At 70.7% G+C, this 19,418-nt stretch carries 10 protein-coding genes and 1 pseudogene; 6 read left to right on the top strand and 5 right to left on the bottom strand.

Annotated features, from left to right (window positions below; translation table 11 throughout):
- Positions 1-52 precede the first annotated feature (52 nt).
- From AB0M54_RS00565 to AB0M54_RS00555, 3 genes and pseudogenes are all read left to right on the top strand, one after another.
- Positions 53-1,720 (top strand): methylmalonyl-CoA mutase family protein, encoded by a 1,668-nt coding sequence (locus tag AB0M54_RS00565; RefSeq protein WP_364314974.1) that lies wholly within the window; start codon positions 53-55, stop codon positions 1,718-1,720.
- Between the two features lie 144 nt (positions 1,721-1,864).
- The gene (locus AB0M54_RS00560) at positions 1,865-2,791 is read left to right on the top strand and encodes a tetratricopeptide repeat protein (RefSeq protein WP_364468336.1); all 927 of its coding nucleotides are present in this window, start codon (positions 1,865-1,867) and stop codon (positions 2,789-2,791) included.
- 28 nt (positions 2,792-2,819) lie between these two features.
- Positions 2,820-3,713, top strand: a pseudogene (locus AB0M54_RS00555) (arginase family protein); the annotation flags it as partial.
- A gap of 1,371 nt (positions 3,714-5,084) precedes the next feature.
- Here AB0M54_RS00555 and AB0M54_RS00550 read toward each other — a convergent pair.
- Positions 5,085-6,977: a penicillin-binding transpeptidase domain-containing protein gene (locus AB0M54_RS00550; RefSeq protein WP_364468334.1), complete on the bottom strand. Its 1,893-nt coding sequence runs from the start codon at positions 6,975-6,977 to the stop codon at positions 5,085-5,087.
- 227 nt (positions 6,978-7,204) lie between these two features.
- On the opposite strand from AB0M54_RS00550, the gene AB0M54_RS00545 reads away from it, so the two are divergent.
- Together AB0M54_RS00545 and AB0M54_RS00540 are read left to right on the top strand one after the other, a co-directional pair.
- Positions 7,205-12,136 carry an NAD-glutamate dehydrogenase gene (locus tag AB0M54_RS00545; protein ID WP_364468332.1) on the top strand — a complete coding sequence of 1,644 codons (4,932 nt, stop codon included), beginning with the start codon at positions 7,205-7,207 and terminating at the stop codon, positions 12,134-12,136.
- Positions 12,137-12,181: 45 nt separating this feature from the next.
- Positions 12,182-14,443 (top strand): heavy metal translocating P-type ATPase, encoded by a 2,262-nt coding sequence (locus tag AB0M54_RS00540; protein WP_364468330.1) that lies wholly within the window; start codon positions 12,182-12,184, stop codon positions 14,441-14,443.
- Between the two features lie 496 nt (positions 14,444-14,939).
- Here AB0M54_RS00540 and AB0M54_RS00535 read toward each other — a convergent pair whose 3' ends face one another.
- From AB0M54_RS00535 to AB0M54_RS00520, 4 genes are all read right to left on the bottom strand, one after another.
- Complete coding sequence (locus AB0M54_RS00535; RefSeq protein ID WP_364468328.1) at positions 14,940-15,635, bottom strand: TetR family transcriptional regulator; 696 nt, start codon at positions 15,633-15,635, stop codon at positions 14,940-14,942.
- On the bottom strand, positions 15,616-16,041 hold the full coding sequence (locus AB0M54_RS00530; protein ID WP_364468326.1) for a DCC1-like thiol-disulfide oxidoreductase family protein: 426 nt from the start codon (positions 16,039-16,041) through the stop codon (positions 15,616-15,618). The genes AB0M54_RS00535 and AB0M54_RS00530 overlap by 20 nt, the downstream gene beginning before the upstream one ends.
- Entirely contained in the window at positions 16,038-16,508 is a 471-nt protein-coding gene (locus AB0M54_RS00525; protein WP_364314994.1) for a hypothetical protein, read from the bottom strand. The genes AB0M54_RS00530 and AB0M54_RS00525 overlap by 4 nt, the downstream gene beginning before the upstream one ends.
- Positions 16,509-16,613: 105 nt before the next feature.
- Complete coding sequence (locus tag AB0M54_RS00520; RefSeq protein ID WP_364468324.1) at positions 16,614-18,053, bottom strand: glycoside hydrolase family 3 N-terminal domain-containing protein; 1,440 nt, start codon at positions 18,051-18,053, stop codon at positions 16,614-16,616.
- 165 nt (positions 18,054-18,218) lie between these two features.
- Here AB0M54_RS00520 and AB0M54_RS00515 point away from each other — a divergent pair, with 165 nt between their 5' ends.
- The gene (locus AB0M54_RS00515) at positions 18,219-19,400 is read left to right on the top strand and encodes an ROK family transcriptional regulator (protein ID WP_364314998.1); all 1,182 of its coding nucleotides are present in this window, start codon (positions 18,219-18,221) and stop codon (positions 19,398-19,400) included.
- The last annotated feature ends 18 nt before the right edge of the window (positions 19,401-19,418 follow it).

The following is a 19,418-nucleotide window of genomic DNA, read 5'->3' as shown; positions in this document are numbered from 1 at the left end:
GACAGGACAGACCCTAACCGATCGTTCAGTTCCTGCCCTTAGGATGTGGCTCATGGACGCAGCGGACATCGTCGCCGGTCGGGAGCGCTGGCAGCGGCGCTACGACGCGGCTCGGAAACGGGACGCCGACTTCACCACGCTTTCCGGTCTGAATGTCGACCCGGTGTACGGCCCGCGTGGTGATCACCCGGGCTTCGACCGGATCGGCTGGCCGGGCGAGTTCCCGTACACCCGGGGTCTCTATCCCACCGGCTATCGCGGCCGGACCTGGACCATCCGCCAGTTCGCGGGCTTCGGCAACGCGCGCCAGACCAACGAGCGCTACAAGATGATCCTGGCCGCGGGCGGCGGCGGGCTGAGCGTGGCCTTCGACATGCCGACGCTGATGGGCCGCGACTCCGACGAGCCGCAGTCGCTGGGCGAGGTCGGGCACTGCGGCGTGGCGATCGACTCGGCCGCCGACATGGACGTCCTCTTCGACGGCATCAAGCTGGAGGACGTCACCACGAGCATGACGATCTCGGGGCCGGCCGTCCCGGTCTTCGTGATGTACCTGGTGGCCGCCGAGCGGCAGGGCGCCACGCTGCGGAACCTCGACGGCACCCTGCAGACCGACATCTTCAAGGAGTACATCGCGCAGAAGGAGTGGCTGTTCCCGCCCGAGCCACACCTGCGCCTGATCGGCGACCTGATGGAATACTGCGCGGCCGAGATCCCGCGCTACAAGCCGCTGTCGGTGAGCGGCTACCACATCCGCGAGGCCGGCTCGACCGCCGCGCAAGAGCTCGCCTACACCCTCGCCGACGGTTTCGGGTACGTCGAACTGGGCCTCAGCCGCGGGCTGGACGTCAACACGTTCGCGCCCGGCCTGTCGTTCTTCTTCGACGCGCACATCGACTTCTTCGAGGAGATCGCCAAGTTCCGGGCGGCCCGGCGGATCTGGGCCCGCCACCTGCGTGACGACTACGGCGCGACCAGCGAGAAGGCGCTGTGGCTGAAGTTCCACACCCAGACGGCGGGGGTCAGCCTCACCGCCCAGCAGCCGGTCAACAACGTGGTGCGCACCGCGGTCGAGGCGCTGGCCGCGATCCTCGGCGGCACCAACTCGCTGCACACCAACGCGCTCGATGAAACGCTCGCACTGCCCACCGACGAGTCGGCCGAGATCGCGCTGCGTACCCAACAGGTGCTTTTGGAGGAGACCGGCGTGGTCAACGTCGCCGACCCCCTCGGCGGCAGCTGGTACCTCGAGGAGCTGACCGACCGGATCGAGGCCGAGGCGGAGGAGATCTTCACCCGCATCCGCGAGCTGGGCGACGACGGCAGCATGACCGCGGGCATCCTGCGCGGCATCGAGGACGGCTGGTTCACCGCCAACATCGCCGAGGCGGCGTTCGTCTACCAGCAGGCGCTGGAGAAGGGTGACAAGCGGATCGTCGGGGTCAACGCCCACACCAGCACCGTCGCCAGCGAGCTGGAGATCCTGCGGGTCTCACACGAGGTCGAGGTGGTGCAACGGCGCGAGCTGGCCGATCGCAAGAACAACCGCGATGGGGTACGCCTCCGTCAGGCGCTCGATCGCCTGGTCGAGGCCAGCCGTTCCGACGAGAACATGATCCCGCCGATGCTGGAGGCGGCCCGGGCCGAAGCCACCCTCGGCGAGATCTGCGGCGCCCTCAAGGACGAATGGGGCATCTATCGCGAGCCCGCCCGCTTCTGACCGCCCAGAGGTGTTGCCTATAGGTGCGCAGAGCTGCTCTGCGCACCTATGGGCACCACCGGCCAGGGTCGCCGATGTGACGTCGGATATCACCTGCCCGGCGGCGCGGCCGACAAACTGCTCTGCGTGCGAGACTAGGGAACCATGAGCGACCCACGGAGCACTCCGTCGATCTTCACCCGCGGCGCGGTCGATCTCAGCGCGCTGCGCCCCGCTCCGGCCCGCCCGGCCCCGTCCGGTCCGCCCGCCGCCGCCCCGCCGGCGGCCGACGGCGCACCCCAGGCCCCGCCCGCCGCGATCGGCGGCGCCGTCATCGAGGTGACCGAGGCCAACTTCCAGACCGAGGTGCTCGAGCGTTCCCTAGGCACCCCGGTGCTGCTCGACTTCTGGGCCGACTGGTGCGAGCCGTGCAAGCAGCTGTCGCCGGTGCTCGAGAAGCTGGCGGCCGAGGGCGGCGGCGCCTGGGTGCTCGGCAAGGTCGACGTCGACGCCAACCCGCGGCTGGCCCAGGCGCTGCGTGTGCAGGGCATCCCGATGGTGGTGGCGGTGGTCGGCGGCCAGCTCGTCGAGGGCTTCACCGGGGTGCTGCCCGAGGCCCAGGTCCGGCAGTACGTCGACGCGGTCCTCAAGGCCGGTGGCGTGGCCGTGGCCCCGGCCGAAGACCCGCGTCTCGACGCCGCCGACGACGCGCTGATGACCGGCGACCTCGATGAGGCCGAGGCGGCGTACAAGAAGATCCTGGCCGAGACCCCGCAAGATCACGCCGCCGAGTCCGGCCTGGCCCAGGTCGAGCTGTACCGCCGGATCCAGGGCGTGGACGCCGCCACGGCGATGGCCAAGGCCGAGGCCGACCCCGACGACCTCGCGGCGCAACAGCTGGCCGCCGACATCGAGGTGCTCAGCGGGCAGGCGCCGGAGGCCTACCAGCGCCTGATCGCCCTGGTCAAGCGCACCAGCGGCGACGAGCGCGACGAGGTCCGCAAACATCTGCTGTCGCTGTTCACGGTGGCCGGACCGGACGACCCGGCGGTGTCCGAGGCTCGCCGCGCCCTGGCCCGCGCCCTGTTCTGAAGAAGGCCTAGGAAGGGGAGGGCCCCGCATGCGCCGTATCGCCATCCTCGACGCACCGTCCAATCTCGGTCTGCGCCCGCCGACCGTGACGTCGGTGCCGGGGTGCGCCAAGGCGCCCGGGGCCCTGCGTGACCACGGCCTGCTCGATCGGCTGCACGCCCGGGACGCCGGCTGCCTCACGCCGCCGCGCTACGACCCGGGCGACTGGCGCCCTGGTGACGGGGTGTGCCACGCCGAGCAGATCAATGCATACTCCCGCCGCCTGGCCGACCGGATCGCCGACATCCTCGATGCCGGCGAGTTCCCGGTGGTCCTCGGGGGCGACTGCTCGATCGTGATCGGTTCCGGTCTGGCCATGCACCGGCTCGGCGCCGAGATCGGCGGGCGCATCGGCCTGGTCTTCGTCGACGGCCACTCCGACTTCCGTCACCCCGGCAACGCGTCCTACGTGGGCGCGGCCGCCGGCGAAGACCTGGCCCTGGTCACCGGCCGCGGCCAGCCCGACCTGGCGGCCATCGAGGGCCGGCGCCCCTACTACCGCGACATCGACGTGGTGGTCATGGGCATCCGCGCACAGGACGAGTACCGCCTCGACCTCCAGGCCGCCGGCATCGTCACCCGCCCGGTCCCCGCCCTGCGGGCCGAGGGCGCCGCCCGCAGCGCCCAGTGGGCCCGCGACCAACTGGTCGACTGCGCCGGCTACTGGGTCCACGTGGACATGGACGTCCTCGACCCGGCCGTGATGCCCGCGGTCGACGCGCCGTCACCCGGCGGCATCGCCTTTCCCGAGCTCGAGCTGCTGCTGGCCGGCCTGGTCGACACGCCCGACTGCCTCGGCGTGGAGATCACCGTCTTCGACCCCGACTACGACCACGACGGCTCGTACGCCGCGGAGATCGTCTCGACCCTCGTCGCCGGCTTGTCGCCCCTGCGGACGGCCCCGGCCCGCCCCGACCTCGACGCCGCCCGCCAAGACCTGGCCGAGCCTCCCGCAACCGACCCGGTGACCGAGTCCGCCGCCTGGGCCGCCGAACGCTCCGCCACCAACCCGGCCACCACCGTGGCGCCCGCCAACCGCACCACGGACCTGGTGGTCGCCGACGTCGCCACCGGCCCGGCTACGACGAACGTGGTCGCCGACCCGGTCGCGACAGACGTAGACCGCGACCCGCTCTCGTCCCGCCTGGCCAACGACGCCGTTGCGGCAGACGTGAGCGCCGACCCGGTGACGACCGACCTGGCCGCCGACCCGGTGACGACCGACCTGGCCGCCGACCCGGTGACGGCGGACGTGGTCGACGACCCGGTGACGACCGACCTGGTCGACGACTCGGTGTCGACCGATCTGGCCGACGACTCGAGTGTGGCCGACCTCGTCGACGGGTCGGCTGTGTCCGATTTCGCCGGTCGGACCGCTTCCGTGGAGCCCTCGACCGACCCCGGCCAGGGGGAGAACGACGAGGACGACGCCGACCAGGACGACGCCGACCAGGACCTCGGAGACGAGGATCCGCTCGAGACTTCGGAGGAGCCGACGCCGGTCGAGTCCACCGACGAGGCCGAACCGACCGACGAGGCCGAGCTGAGTGAGCCTGCGGCCGAGGCCGAACCCATCGAGGCTGGCGCGGACTCCGAGCTGATCGAGGCGGCCGACGAGGCCGTCCCTGCGGGGCCCGCCACGGCGGCCGAGCTCGCAGACCTGGCCGACCAGTGGGGCGACGAGGTCAAGGCCGAGACAACCGACAACACCGTCAAAACCGACTCACCGAACGAGCCGATCAAGACCGAGACGGACGACACCGTCGCGGCTGATACGGACGACACCCTCGCAGCTGAGCCGGAAGACACTATCGAGGCTGAGGCCGGTGCCGCCGAGCCGGACACAGACCCCGCAGCCGAGGACGAGCCCCGCGCCGAGGACGAGTCGCAGGAGGACGAGCCTGAGCTGGAGCCCGCCGCCAAGCTCAACGGCAGGGGCCGGGGCGACGCCGCGCCGGGCCGGCCGATCGTGCCGCGCCCGTTGGGGTCCGCGCCGCTGCTCGACTCCGAGCCGTTGCCGGCCACCCGCCCCGGGATGCTGCGTCCGCGGCCGCCGGAGGACAGCGGCTTCAGCCTGCCCGTCCAGCGCCCGGCCTTCGATCTCGGCTCCGGGGAACCGGCCGACATCGCCTAGCGCCGCCGCGGTGTGCCCCTAGCGCCGCCGCGGTGCGCCCCTAGCGCCGCCGCGGTGCCTATATGCGCTCAGAGCAGCTCTGAGCGCATATAGGCAACAGGGAGCGAGCGTTCAGGGCGGTCAGGCGTTCAGGGCGGTCAGGAAGCGGGACGCGACCGGCACGGCGGCCTCGGCGCCGGCGCCGCCCTTCTGGACCATCACCGCGAACGCGATGTCGCCCTGCCAGCCGACGAACCAGGAGTGCGTGTCGGTCGAGCCGGCCGCGAACTCGGCCGAGCCCGTCTTGCCGTACACCGGCTTGCCCTTGATGCTCTTCAGCGCCTTGCCGGTGCCGGACGTCACCACCTCGCGCATCATCGCCCGCAGCGGGTCGACGGCGGCCTTGTCGAGCGCGGGACCCTCGGCCGCGGGCTTGGGCGGAGCGGGGTCGAGCACCAGCTTGGGCTGCACGAACTTGCCGCGCGCGACCGACGCCGTGGCGCCGGCCATGGCGAGCGGGCTGACCGCGGTCTGACCCTGGCCGAAGCTGGCCTGGGCGAGCTCGGCCGGACTGTCGGCGGGGGACGGCTTGCCGCTGGACGCGGGCACGCCCAGGTCCCATTCGGCGCCCAGGCCGAGGGAGGCCGCCGCGGTCTTGAGACCGTCCGCGCCGAGTTTGGGCGCGAGGTTCACGAACGCGGTGTTGCACGACTTGGCGAAGTCGGTGTGGAACGGGACCTTGCCCAGCGCCATGTCGTTCGCGTTCTTGAACGTCTTGCCGCCGACCGCGATGCTCTTCGGGCAGTCGGCGGTGGCGTCGGGGGTGACCGCCTTCTTCTGGAGCAGGCCGAGCGCCGAGACCATCTTGAACGTCGAGCCGGGCGGCACCTTGCCGGTGAGCGCCACGTTGTCGCTGCCGCCGTCGGGGCCGTTGCTGACCGCGAGGACCGCCGAGTCGCTGATGCGTACGGCGACCAGGGCGCTGGGCTGCTTCTCGGCCGCGGTGGCCTGGTCGGCGGCGGTCTGGGTGCGTACGTCGATGGTGGTCTTGACCGGCGTGCCGGGCACCGGTTTCGTGCTGTAGACCTGGGCCGGGTCTTCGCCGCCGCGCCGGATCACCACGGACAGGCCGGCGGTGCCGCGCAGCTTCACGTCGTACCTCTGCTGGAGCCCGCCGTGTCCCACCTTCTCACCCTGGGTGAGGGTGTTCTGACTGCGGTCGATGTCCTCGGCGGTGGCCAGGTCGACGGTGCCGAGCAGCGCGCGGGCGAACATGCGGCTCGGCGCCAGCTCGCGCTGCTCCTCGGGGAACGTGGTGCCGGGCAGCGAGCGTACCTGGGACCTGATCTTGAGGTAGTCCTCGCGCCGGACCGTGATGATGTCGACGCGGCTGTTCTCCGGCGCCTTCTTGATGCGGGCGGGGAGGTCCTTGAGGGTCAGCGTGACGTTGATCTTCTTCAGGGCCGCGGTGAGCCCGGCGGTCAGCGCGCGCACGTCGGTGACCTTGACCGGGTCGAGGGCGATGGTGACCACCGGCCGCGGTGTCACGATCGGCTTGCCGGCCCCGTCGAGGATGGTGGCCCGCTCGGCGGCGACCCGGCGCAACGCGAGCTTGTCCCCGCCGACCAGGTCTTTCTGCACGATCGAGGGCTCCCAGATGACCCGCCAGCCGTCGCTGTTGCGCTTGGTCAACCGGACTGTGCTCGGGTACGACCAGAGCACGCCCCCGGGGAGCGTCCAGTCGATCTTGATCGCGCTGGTCGCGATCTCGCCGGTCTCCTTGGTGTCGCCCGACCGGCTGACCACCAACGAGTTGACCGGCAGCTCACCGGCCAGCCCGGTGAGCTCGGTGGTGACGTCGGCCGCCTTCATCGGCGCCCCGGCCGCCGTGACAAAGCCCACCTTTGACATGTCGCCCGATCTCCAGCCGGCCAGGAAGTCGTCGAGCGTGTCGCCCGGGCCGTCGGATCCGCAGGCAGCGGCGCCGCCACCGAGCATCACGAGGCCGATGAGGGCCGCGAGGCCACGCCGCATCGTTTTTCCTTCCGAGGGGTACAAGACGTCGAGAAACTTAGCGAACGGTAATCACATCTCGGCCGCAAGACTGTCCTGCGGTGGGTGATCTGTATCAAATTCCTTCCCGGATCGGCACTTTCGCGACCTTGGCGTGACCGACGCCCCGGACTCCGGTCGGAGCCACGTCGTAGGCTGTGCGGGACGTGTTTAGCCCACAGAGCCGTGGGCTGAGGGGAGTGCCAGGCATGGCCGTCGCCGACGAGGCAGCAACCGATTCCGACCCTGAGATCGACTTCGTACCGGGTCCCGGGCTGGCTGTGACGGGCCGGCTCGGCACATCCGAGGACAGCGAGCTCGAGGAACCGTTGCCGAATGCCGAGCGGCTGGTGGCCGAGGCGGTGGCGCTGTCCGGCGCCGACCACGTGTCGGCGTCCCTGGTCGATCGCTTCTGGCGGTTCGCGCCCGACGAGGAACTGGTCGGGTTCACCGCCGACGAGATGCATGCCGCCGCGCTGCAACACCGCGAACTGGCCGCCTCCCGGCTGCCCGGCGAGCTGAAGCTCGACATCAGCCCGCCCGGCCGCGAGGAGCCGCGGACGGTGGTGTCGATCGTCACCGACGACATGCCGTTCCTGGTCGACTCGGTCATCGCGCTGCTCACCGCCCACCAGCTCGAGGTGCACCTGCTGGTTCACCCGCTGATCGTGGTGCGCCGCGAGCCGCTGGGCGCGTTGTCCCAGGTGGAGGCCGAGGTCGAGCCCGACGACGCGATCGACGGCGACCTGGTCGAGAGCTGGATCCGGATCGAGATCGACCCGGTGCGCGACCCGGCCGCCCGCGAGCAGCTGCACAACGAGGTGCGGCGGGTGCTCACCGACGTCCGGGACGCGGTCGAAGACTGGCCGAAGATGCGCCAGCGGGCCCTGGTGATCGCCGACGAGCTGGCCGCCGCGCGTGGTTCCGAGCACAAGCTGCCGGTGCCCGACAAGGACGTCACCGACTCGGTCGAGCTGCTCAAGTGGCTGGCCGCCGACCACTTCACGTTCCTCGGCTACCGCGAATACGTCCTGCGCGACGACGTCCTGCACACCGTCGAGGGCAGCGGCCTGGGCATTCTGCGCGGCCCGGGCACGCCGCGGGCGTTGTCGTCGATGACCCCCGAGGCCTACCAGCGCGCGCTCGAGCGCCGCCTGCTGGTGATCACCAAGGCGAACTCCCGGGCCACCGTGCACCGGTCGTCCTACCTCGACTACATCGGCGTCAAGGTCTTCGACGAGAACGGTGTGGTGGTCGGCGAGCGTCGCTTCCTCGGCCTGTTCTCCAGCTCGGCCTACCGCACCAGCGTCCGTGAGCTGCCGGTGGTCCGCCGCAAGGTGGGCGAGGTGCTCGACCGCTCCGGCCTGTCGCCGCGCGGGCACAGCGGGAAAGACCTGCTCCAGATCCTCGAGACCTACCCGCGCGACGAGCTCTTCCAGATCAAGACCGACGATTTGTACGAGGCGGTGATCGGCGTCCTGCGGATGGCCGGCCGCCGCCAGCTGCGGCTGTTCCTGCGCCGGGACGGCTACGGCCGGTTCATCTCGTGCCTGGTCTACCTGCCCCGCGACCGGTTCACCACCCAGAACCGGCTCTGCATGCAAGAGATCCTGCTGCGCGAGCTGAACGGCATCGGGGTCGACTACACCACCCGGGTGACCGAGCGGATGCTCGCCCGGGTGCATTTTGTCGTCCGCACCGACCCGGCCGACCCGCCCGGGCAGGTCGACCCGAACGCGCTGGCCGAGCTGCTGGCCGACGCCACCCGCATCTGGGACGACGACTTCTCCCTGGTGCTCGAGCGCAAGCTCGGCGAGGAGCCGGCCAAAGACCTGTTCGCGCGGTACGCGACAGCGTTCCCGGACAGCTACAAGGACGGTCACACGCCGTACGAGGCGGTGCAGGACCTGGCCAAGCTGGAGCTGCTCGAGGAGCCCGGCCAGCTCGAGATGCACCTCTACCGCAAGCGGCGGCTGGGCACGACCGGCGAGCCCGAGCCCGACGACCACGACGTGCGGTTCAAGGTCTATCGGTACGGCGAGCCGATGATGCTGTCGGCCGTGCTGCCGGTGCTGCACTCGCTCGGCGTCGAGGTGGTCGACGAGCGGCCGTACGAGGTGCGCCGGCCAGACGGCACGGTGTACCTGTACGACTTCGGGCTGCAGCCGCCGACCGAACACCGTGACCTCTCCGAGGTGCGTCCCCAGGTCGAGAACGCGTTCGCCGCCACCTGGCGTGGCGAGGCCGAGGTGGACGGGTTCAACGAGCTGGTGCTGCGCTGCGGTCTGACCTGGCGGCAGGCGGTCGTGCTCCGGGCGTACGCGAAATATCAGCGGCAGACCGGAACCCTCTTCTCCCAGCGTTACGTCGAGTCGACCTTCGTGGCCTATCCCGAGATCGCGCGCCTGCTGGTGCGGCTTTTCGAGACCCGGTTCTCGCCGCAGCTGGTGGTCGGCGAGCAGGAACGAACCCGGCTCTCCGGCGAGCTGGCCGAGCAGGTCACCGAGCTGCTCGACGGGGTCGAGAGCCTCGATCAAGATCGCATCCTGCGGTCGTACCTGACGATGATCCAGGCGACCCTGCGCACCAGCTTCTTCCAGCGCGGCCCCGATCAGCGACCCAAGTCCTACATCGCGTTCAAGCTCGATCCCCAGGCGATCCCGGGCCTGCCACAGCCCCGCCCGAAGTACGAGATCTTCGTCTACTCGCCTCGGTTCGAGGGCGTCCACCTGCGGTTCGGTGCGGTGGCCCGGGGCGGCCTGCGCTGGTCCGACCGCCGGGAAGACTTCCGCACCGAGATCCTCGGCCTGGTCAAGGCCCAGATGGTCAAGAACGCGGTGATCGTGCCGGTCGGCGCCAAGGGCGGCTTCGTGCTGAAGCAGAAGCCGGGCGATCGAGACGAGGCGGTGGCCTGCTACCGCCGGTTCATCACCGCCCTGCTCGACGTCACCGACAACATCCAGTCCGGCAAGATCGTGCCGCCGCGTGAGGTGGTCCGGCACGACGCCGACGACCCCTACCTGGTCGTGGCGGCCGACAAGGGCACGGCCACGTTCTCCGACATCGCCAACGAGATCTCGGTCGGCAAGGACTTCTGGATGGGCGACGCGTTCGCCTCCGGCGGCTCGGCCGGCTACGACCACAAGAAGATGGGCATCACCGCCCGCGGCGCGTGGGAGTCGGTCAAGAAACACTTCCGCGACATGGGTACGGACACGCAGACGCAAGACTTCACCGTGGTCGGCGTGGGCGACATGTCCGGTGACGTGTTCGGCAACGGGATGTTGCTGTCCGAGCACATCCGGCTGGTGGCCGCCTTCGACCACCGGCACATCTTCCTCGACCCCGACCCGGACGCCGCCACCTCGTTCGCCGAGCGGCAGCGGCTGTTCGACCTGCCCCGGTCGAGCTGGTCCGACTACGACACCTCGACGGTCAGCGAGGGCGGTGGGGTCTATCCGCGTACGGCCAAGTCGATCCCGATCTCGCCGCAGGTGCGGGCCGCGCTCGACCTGGGCGAGGTGACCGCGATGAGCCCGGCCGAGCTGATGCGCGCGATCCTGCTGGCCCCGGTCGACCTGCTGTGGAACGGCGGCATCGGCACGTACGTGAAGGCGGCCGCCGAGACGCACGCCGACGTCGGCGACAAGGCCAACGACCCGATCCGGGTCAACGGCCGCGACCTGCGGGCCCGGGTGGTCGGTGAGGGCGGCAACCTGGGACTCACCCAGCGGGGCCGGATCGAGTTCGCCCGTAACGGCGGCCGGATCTTCACCGACTTCATCGACAACACGGCCGGGGTCGACTGCTCCGACCACGAGGTGAACATCAAGATCCTGCTCGGCGGCGCGGTCGCCGACGGCGAGATGACGCTGCCCGAGCGCGACGAGCTGCTGGCCACGATGACCGACGAGGTCGCCGCGCTGGTCCTGCGGGACAACTACGAGCAGGCGATGGCGCTCAGCAATGCCACCTCGCAGGCCCACTCGCTGCTGCCGGTGCACCGGCGGATGCTCACCGACATGGAACGCTCCGGTCACCTCAACCGCGAGCTGGAGGCACTGCCCACCGACGACGAGCTCGCCGTACGGCACGAGGCGGGCGACGGCCTCACCGCACCGGAATTCGCCGTGCTCCTGGCGTACGTGAAGATCGGTCTTGAACGTGAGGTCCTGGCCGACAGCCTGGTCGACGAGCCGTGGACGAACCAGGTCCTGGCCCACTACTTCCCGACGCCGCTGCGGGAGCGGTTCGCCGGCCGCATGGCCGGACACCGGCTGCGCCGCGAGATCATCGCGACCGTCCTGGTCAACGAGGTGGTCAACCGCGGCGGGACGTCGTTCGTGTTCCGTGCGATGGAAGAGAGCGGGGCGTCCGCGGCCGACGTGGTCCGCGCCTACATGGTGGTCCGCGAGGTGTACGGCCTGAACGACATTTGGCACGCGACCGAGCAGCTCGACCACCAGGTGCCGACGACGGCCCAGGTCAAGGTCTATCTGGAGTCGCGGCGGCTGCTCGACCGCGCCACCCGCTGGCTGGTCAGCAACCGGCGCTCGCCGATCGACGTGTCGGGCGAGATCGAGCGGCTCGGCCCGGGCGTCGGTGTCCTGCTCGGGGCGCTGTCCGACGTCCTGGTCGGCAACGAGCGCGAGTCGCTGGACAACCACGTCGCCCGCATCACCGGCCTGGGCGTCCCGGCCGATCTCGCCGAGCGGGTCGCGCACGTGGTCTACGGCTTCGGGTTCTTCGACATCCTGGAGACGGCGAAGGGCACCGAGCGTGACCTGATCGAGGTGGCGAAGGTGTACTTCGTGATCTCCGAGCGGTTCCAGATCGACGCGCTGCTGTCGCACATCTCCAAGCTGCCGCGCAACGACCGCTGGCAGACGCTGGCCCGAATGGCGCTGCGTTACGACCTGTACGCCGCGCTGGCCGGGCTGACCGCCGAGGTGCTGCAGTCGACGTCGGGCGAGGCGACGCCGGAAGATCGGGTCTCCGAGTGGGAACACGAGAACGCGGCGTCGATCGCCCGGGCCGGCAATGCGATGGGCAACGTCGAGGACACGCCGGCCGACCTGGCGGCGCTGTCCGTGCTGCTGCGCCAGATCCGCACCTTGGTCAAGACCTCGGCGGCGCGGTGAGCTTGTAGGTAGGTACGGGTACCCCCTTGGGGTATGGTGGGTCGCATGGAGCGGCTCATCGAGCTCAACGTGGGTGGGATGACGTGCGCGGCGTGCGCCAATCGCATCGAGAAGAAGCTCAACCGGCTGGACGGGGTCACCGCGACGGTGAACTACGCCACCGAGAAGGCGCGGGCGCGCGTCCCGGAGTCCATCTCGGAAGACGACCTGATCGCGGTGGTGGAGAAGACCGGATATACCGCCTTCATCGACTCTCCGGCTGCCCCGCCGGCCGCGGCTGACCCGCTGCGTACCCGGCTGATCCTGTCGGTCCTGCTCAGCGTGCCGGTGATCGTGCTGGCCATGGTCCCGGCCTGGCAGTTCGACTACTGGCAGTGGCTGTCGCTGACCCTCGCCGCGCCGGTCGTCGCGTACGGCGGCTGGCCCTTCCACCGGGCCATGGCGGTGAACCTGCGGCACGGCGCGGCGACCATGGACACGCTGGTGTCGCTCGGGACGCTGGCCGCCTTCGGCTGGTCGGTGTGGGCGCTGTTCGTCGGCGACGCCGGGATGCCCGGGATGACCCACCCGTTCTCGCTGACCGCCCGCGGCGGCGACGCCATCTACCTGGAGGCGGCCGCCGGCGTGACCACGTTCCTGCTGGCCGGCCGCTACCTGGAGGCGCGGGCGAAGCGGCGGGCGGGCGACGCGCTGCGGTCGCTGCTGTCCCTCGGCGCCAAGACGGTGACGGTGGTGCGCGCCTCGGTGTCCACCGAGATCCCGATCGACCAGCTGTTGGTCGGTGACACGTTCGTGGTGCGGCCGGGCGAGAAGGTCGCCACCGACGGCGTGGTGGTGGACGGCGCCTCCGCCCTCGACCTCAGCCTGATCACCGGCGAGTCGGTGCCGGTCGAGGTGCGCGCCGGCGACCCGGTGATCGGCGCCACCGTGAACGCCGGCGGGCGCCTCCTGGTGCGGGCGACCCGGGTCGGGGCGGACACCCAGCTGGCCCAGATGGCCCGCCTGGTCGAGGCGGCCCAAGACGGCAAGGCGGCCGTGCAGCGCCTGGCCGACCGGATCGCGGCGGTATTCGTGCCGGTGGTGCTGGCGCTGGCGGCCGGGACGCTCGGCTACTGGCTGGGCACGGGCCGGGGCGTCACCGGCGCCTTCACCGCGGCGGTGGCCGTACTGATCATCGCCTGCCCTTGTGCTCTCGGCCTGGCCACGCCGACGGCCCTGCTCGTGGGGACGGGCCGCGGCGCCCAGCTGGGCATCCTGATCCGCGGCGTGACGGCCCTCGAGTCGACCCGCCACGTCGACACGATCCTGCTCGACAAGACCGGCACGGTCACGACCGGCGTGATGTCGGTGGTCGAGGTACTGCCCGCGGCTGTTCCGCCAGCGCTTCCGGCGGCACTTCCCCCAGGGCTTCCGGGGGCACTTCCCGCGGCGCTTCCGGCGGCTCTTCCCGCGGCTGACGTGCCCTCGCCGGCGGAGGCGCTTTCGGCGGCGGAGCTGCTTCGGCTGGCCGGGGCGGTCGAGGCGGCGTCGGAGCATCCGCTCGGCCGGGCGATTGCCGCCGCCGCGGAGGCCGAGGGTCCGCTCCCGCCGGTGAAAGACTTCCAGGCGACGGCCGGGGTAGGAGTCCGCGGCACGGTCGAAGGCCGGACCGTCGAGGTCCGCCGAGCCGCCTCCGCCGGACGCGACGGCACGGACGAGCCGCCGGCGCGCGTGGCGACCTGGGTCGACGTGGTGGTGGACGGCCGCGTCGAGGGTCGGATCGCGCTCGCCGACGCGGTGCGGCCGACCAGCGCCGCCGCCATCCGCGGTCTGCGCGACCTCGGACTGGACCCGATCCTGCTGACCGGCGACGCCGAGCCGGTGGCGAAGGCGGTCGCCGCCGAGGTAGGCATCGAGCGGGTGATCGCCGGAGTCATGCCGGCGGGCAAGGTCGAGGCGGTCAGCGAACTGCAGGCGCGGGGCCGCTCGGTGGCCATGGTCGGCGACGGCGTGAACGACGCGGCCGCCCTGGCCCAGGCCGACCTGGGCCTGGCCATGGGCGCCGGCACCGACGTGGCGATCGAGGCGTCCGACCTGACCCTGGTCCGAGGCGACCTGACCGCGGCGGTCGACGCGGTCCGCCTCTCCCGCCGCACCCTGAACACCATCCGAGGCAACCTCTTCTGGGCCTTCGCCTACAACGTGGCCGCCATCCCGCTGGCCGCCGCCGGGCTGCTCAACCCCATGATCGCCGGCGCCGCGATGGCCCTGAGCTCGATCTTCGTGGTCCTCAACAGCCTCCGGCTACGAACGTTCAAAGCCGCCTGACCCCTGCGGCGCCGCCGCGCCCGAGGCGGTTCAGCGGCATCCGGAGTAGTGCCCCCATCCAAGGGTCCGCGGACGGCTGGCGAGTGCGCCAGGCTGGGTGACCGAGCATCCCCAACAAAGCCTCAAAAAGGAAAAATGGGGTCGCCGCGCCGCCACCTCCCCCACCCCGGCACTGGGTGGGCCGGAAAGGTAGCGCGGACTTGTGACGGGACCGAGAACTATCCACAGGGCCGGGGAAGAAAAGCGACGAGCCGGGCACTCAGCGATCGCTCCCGAGATCGACCGTGTGCCCGGCTCGCCCTGTTGTCACAGCCCGATTCGAACTGGTCCCGAAGTTCGAATCCGGCTGCGACGTCCCCAGATCCACCTGCCGACATGACGCTACGTGGCGGTAACTACGCGGCGGAAGATCCATCTGCGCAAACCATCCGTTCGGCCAGGCCGAATCCCCCAAGAGGGTAGCTCTCAGTAATTGCAGAGCGATGACCGAGAGTGATCAGTCGCGACGGAGGGAATCGATCAGGGCCAGGATCTGGCGCAGGGCCGGGCGCAGGACGCGCAGGCGGGACAGGGCCACCAGGCGGTCGATCAGGGGCACCGCGCCGTCGATCAGGCGGCGGGTGCGGCGCTGGCCGGGGGACTGGTCGTAGACCCAGAACAGCACCACGCCCATCCACCCCAGCCAGAGCAGCTCGGGCAGCTCCCGCCGCAGCTCGGGGTCGAGCTTGGCCGACGAACCCTCGACCACGTCACGGAACACGTCGATCGCCGCCTCCCGGGCCGGCGACGACTCCCGTGAGAACGGGCTCAGCGGGGACGTGGGCTCGGCCGCCGTCTTGAAGAACGTGGCGGCGAACGAGTGGTACGGCGCGTTCACGTCGATGCCGGCGTGCATCGTCGCGCGCAGCCGGGCGGCGAAATCGCGCTCCGACGACAGGACCGGCGCCACGGCCGCCCGGATCGACGACTGGCTGCGGTCGTAGAACCCCTGGATCAGGTGTTCCTTGGAGTCGAAGTAGTAGTACGCGTTGCCGACCGCGACGCCGGCCTCCTTGGCGATGGCACGCATCGTCGTCTCGGCGTACCCACGCTCGCGGAACAGCCTGAGCGCCGTCTCCAGGATCAGTTGCCGAGTCTGCTCGCCCCGCGCACGACTCCGGCGGGGCGGTGCGTCATCGGCAGGTGTCGTCACACACGTCACCGTAGTCCGCCCCACGAGTCTGGCGTCGGACGGCGCTCGCCGCCCGGATGAACTTGCGCGCCGCGGGCAGCAGCGCCGGCGTGCCCAGCCGCTCGGCCATCCCGCGGTAGTCGGCCAGCGCCCACAGGCAGGCCAGCCACGCGCCGTCATCGGCGTACACCTCACCCTGGTCGCTGATCACGGTCAGATCGCGCAGGGTCGCGGTGTGGTCCAGGCCGGGAAAGCGGGCCCGGGCCTCGGCGGAGCCGGCGGCGACAAACACGAGGGGTACGAGCTGAGCACGGCTCTCGAGCCACCGATGGGCGGTACGGCAGATCGGGCAGCCCTCGTCGTACAGCACCGTGAAGAAACCGATCCGGCCGGCCCCGTGACCGGCCGGATCGGGCGACACCGTCATGCGGGGGCCGGGGGAGGGACGGCGGGGTGGCTCGGCCAGGTTCCGCCGGCGGCCGGATTCGGCGGCTGCTGCGGGTGACCGGGGAGGCGGCCGATCGGCGGCAGGGGCGGCTGCTGCTGTTGCTGGCGCAGGCGGCCCCGGCGGTAGCGGTTGAGGAAGAAGACGTTGAAGAAGTGCAGGACGCCCAGGACGAGCAGCACCAGGCCGATCTTCCAGCTCAGGGTCTCGAGTGCCTTGGCGGCGTTGGGGATGGTCGAGGTGGAGGTCATCGCCACGGCCACGTAACCCAGGTTGAGCAGGTAGAAGCCCATCACCAGGAGCTGATTCACCGCCCGGGCCAGTTTGCTGTCCTGGAAGACGTCTTCCAGGAAGACCATGCCGTTTCTGGACAGCGTGGTGGCTACCCAGACGGTCAGGCCGACGCTGATCGCCAGGTAGGCGAGGTACATCCAGACCTTGTGGTCCATGCTCTTCTTCTCCCTTGAACGTGTTCAACTACATCCTGGACCCATTGTTGAACGTGTTCAAGTGTGGGGGTGGTCACGAACCCGCGGTGGGCACGCTTTGGTGGGTTAGCGCAGGCCCAGAGCCTCGGCTGCGGCCTGGCTGTTGGCCTGGGAGGCGCCGTGGGTGGTGATGAAAGCTGAGGCGCCCTGCGGGCGCCAGGGGGAAGGCCAGCCCATTTCGACCACGGCTACGCGGTGCGTTTTGATCAGGGTCTCGATCAGGGATCTGGCCTCGGGGCTCTGGTGGATTCGGCGGCCGGCGACTATCACCGGGCGATCCTCGGGAGCCCAGGAAGGGTCGATCTCTGAAGGGGGCGCAACGAAGAGCAGCCGGTGATGGGCCAGGGGGGCCAGGCCCCAGGGGACGTTGCCCTCGGCTATGGAATGCGGGGCGTCCAGTTGGATCACGGTGGCGTTGGCCAGGCGTGTCGTGTCGCCCTCGATGTGGATGGCTTGGCGGGCCGCTTCCAGGCCGATGGTGGGGTTGTGCGGTGCGGGGAGTGGCGGTCGGTTGGCCCAGTTGGCCAGGGCTGCTGTGCGGGTGGCGGCGTCTTCCAGGCGGGCTGTTGGCAAGGTGCCGTCAGCTACTGCCTGAGCTATCTCTTCCAGGACGTGGTCGATCAGCTCGGGCGAGACGCGGGCGCCCAGGCACAGAAGGTCGGCGCCGGCCGTGAGGGCTCTTACCGCTGCGGCGCCTACGCTGCCGGCGGCCAGGACGGCGGCGGCCATCTCCAAGGCGTCGGTGATGATCGCGCCTTGGAAGGCCAGTTCCTGGCGGAGCAGGATTTGGAGGATTGCCGGACTGAACGTGGCGGGGGCGTCGCCGGTCAGCGAAGGGATGCGGATGTGGGCGGTCATGACGGCCTGGGTTCCGGCCTCGATGGCTGCGCGGAAGGGCGGCAGGTCCCTCGTGGCCAGGGTCGCGCGGTCAGCGGCGATTGTCGGCAGTGAGGTGTGCGAGTCGGCTGTGGTGGAGCCGTGGCCGGGGAAGTGTTTGGCGCACGCGGCTACGCCGGTGGATTGGAGACCCCTGACCGCGGCGGCGGTGTGGCGGGCTGTCAGGTGGGGGTCGGCGCTGAAGGCTCGGGTGCCGATCGCGGGGTTGTGGGTGGTGGTGTTGACGTCGGCGGTAGGGGCGAGGTTGAGGTTGACGCCGACGGTGGTCAGATCGGTGCCTACTGATTGGTAGATGTCGTGGGTCAGCCGGGTGTCGTCGATTGCGCCTAGGGCGGTGTTCCCGGGATATGGACTGCCGGTCGCGGCGGCGAGGCGGGTCACGTCGCCGGCTTCCTCGTCTATCGCTACCAGGACATCGGGTCGTACGGACCGCAATTCCGCGGTGAGACTGGACAACTGAACCGGTTTGGTTATGTTACTCGCGAACAGCGTTTGCCCCGCCAGGCCATCGCTGAGGAGCCGCAGTGACCATCCGGGCGCGGCCGGGCCGGGAAAAGCGGCCAGCAGCGTCCGAAGGGCGAGACGACGGAGCCCGGAGTCGATCGACATGCTGTCCCCTTCCGCGAACAGACCGGGGAATCCCCGGTTCACGCGATTGCTCGATGCCCATTCGCATCCTCGCTGCATATCCTCGCCTGGGTGACCGGCCGCGGCTCCGGATGGTCATCCGTTCAATATGATAGGAAAGAAACCTAAATGGCAGGGGATACCATTATGGCCGCTACGCGTCTCCCGGGTACGCCCCGGTTGTTGCGGGCACTCAACGACCGCGCGGCGCTGGAGCTGCTGCTGACCCGCGGGCCGCTGACCAGGGCCCAGCTCGGTGAGATGACCGGCCTCAGCAAGGTCACCGCGTCCCAGTTGGTGGAACGGCTGGAGGAGCGCGGGCTGGTCCGGCGGGTGGGTGAGCAGGCCGGTGGCCGCGGCCCGAACGCGCAGCTGTACGCGGTCACGCCGGGCAGCGCCCACGTGATCGGCGTCGAGGTCGGTCCCGACCAGGTGATCGCGGCCTGCGCCGACATCACCGGCTCGATCAGCGGCCGGGTCGAACAGTCCACCAAGGACACCGACGACCCGGTCGGCGTGGTGCACAGCGCGGTGGTGCAGGCGGCCGGGCGGGCCGGCGCCGACATGTCGTCGGTACGCCGGGTCGTGCTGGGCACGCCGGGTCTGGTCGACCCGCGTTCCGGCGAGATCTCGTTCGCGTACGACCTGCCGCGCTGGCACCGCGGCCTGCTCGACGACCTCCGTCGCGACCTCAGCACCACGGTCGTGTTCGGCAACGACGTGAACATGGCCGCGGTGGCCGAGGCGACCGCCGGCGGCGCGGCCGAGGGCGTACGCGACTTCGTGCTCATCTGGGCCGGCCGCGGCGTCGGTCTGGCCACCATGATCAACGGCAAGCTGCACCAGGGCGCGACCGGCGCCGCGGGCGAGATCGGCTGGCTGCCGGTGCCCGGCGCCGAGGTCCCGCGCAACGTGGCCCGGCGCGGCGTGCGGGGCGCGTTCCAGGCGCTGGTCGGGGCGGACGCGGCCAAGGCGATCGGCAAGCAGCACGGCTTCCGTGGCGCCGAAGGGGCCGACGTGGTGCGGGCGGCGGTGGCCGCGGGCGAGGCCGGCGAGCCGGTGCTCGACGAGCTGGCCGGTCGGCTGGCGCTCGGCGTGGCGTCCATCTGTGTGGTCCTGGACCCGCCGCTGGTCGTGCTGGCCGGCGAGATCGGCCAGGCCGGCGGGATCGAGCTGGCGAGCCGGGTCGAGCGCGAAGTGGCGGCGATCACGCTGGTCGCCCCGAAGGTGGTGCCCGGTCAGGTGGCCGTCGAGCCGGTCCTGCACGGCGCGCTGCGGACGGCGCTCGACGCCGTACGGGATGAGGTCTTCGGGTCGACGACGGGGTGACCACCGCGGCCGTGATTG

This window comes from Actinoplanes sp. NPDC051470, from assembly GCF_040682035.1.
GTDB lineage: Bacteria > Actinomycetota > Actinomycetes > Mycobacteriales > Micromonosporaceae > Actinoplanes.
The sequence above is the reverse complement of the archived record's forward strand: the minus strand, read 5'-3'. Positions and strand labels throughout refer to the sequence as shown.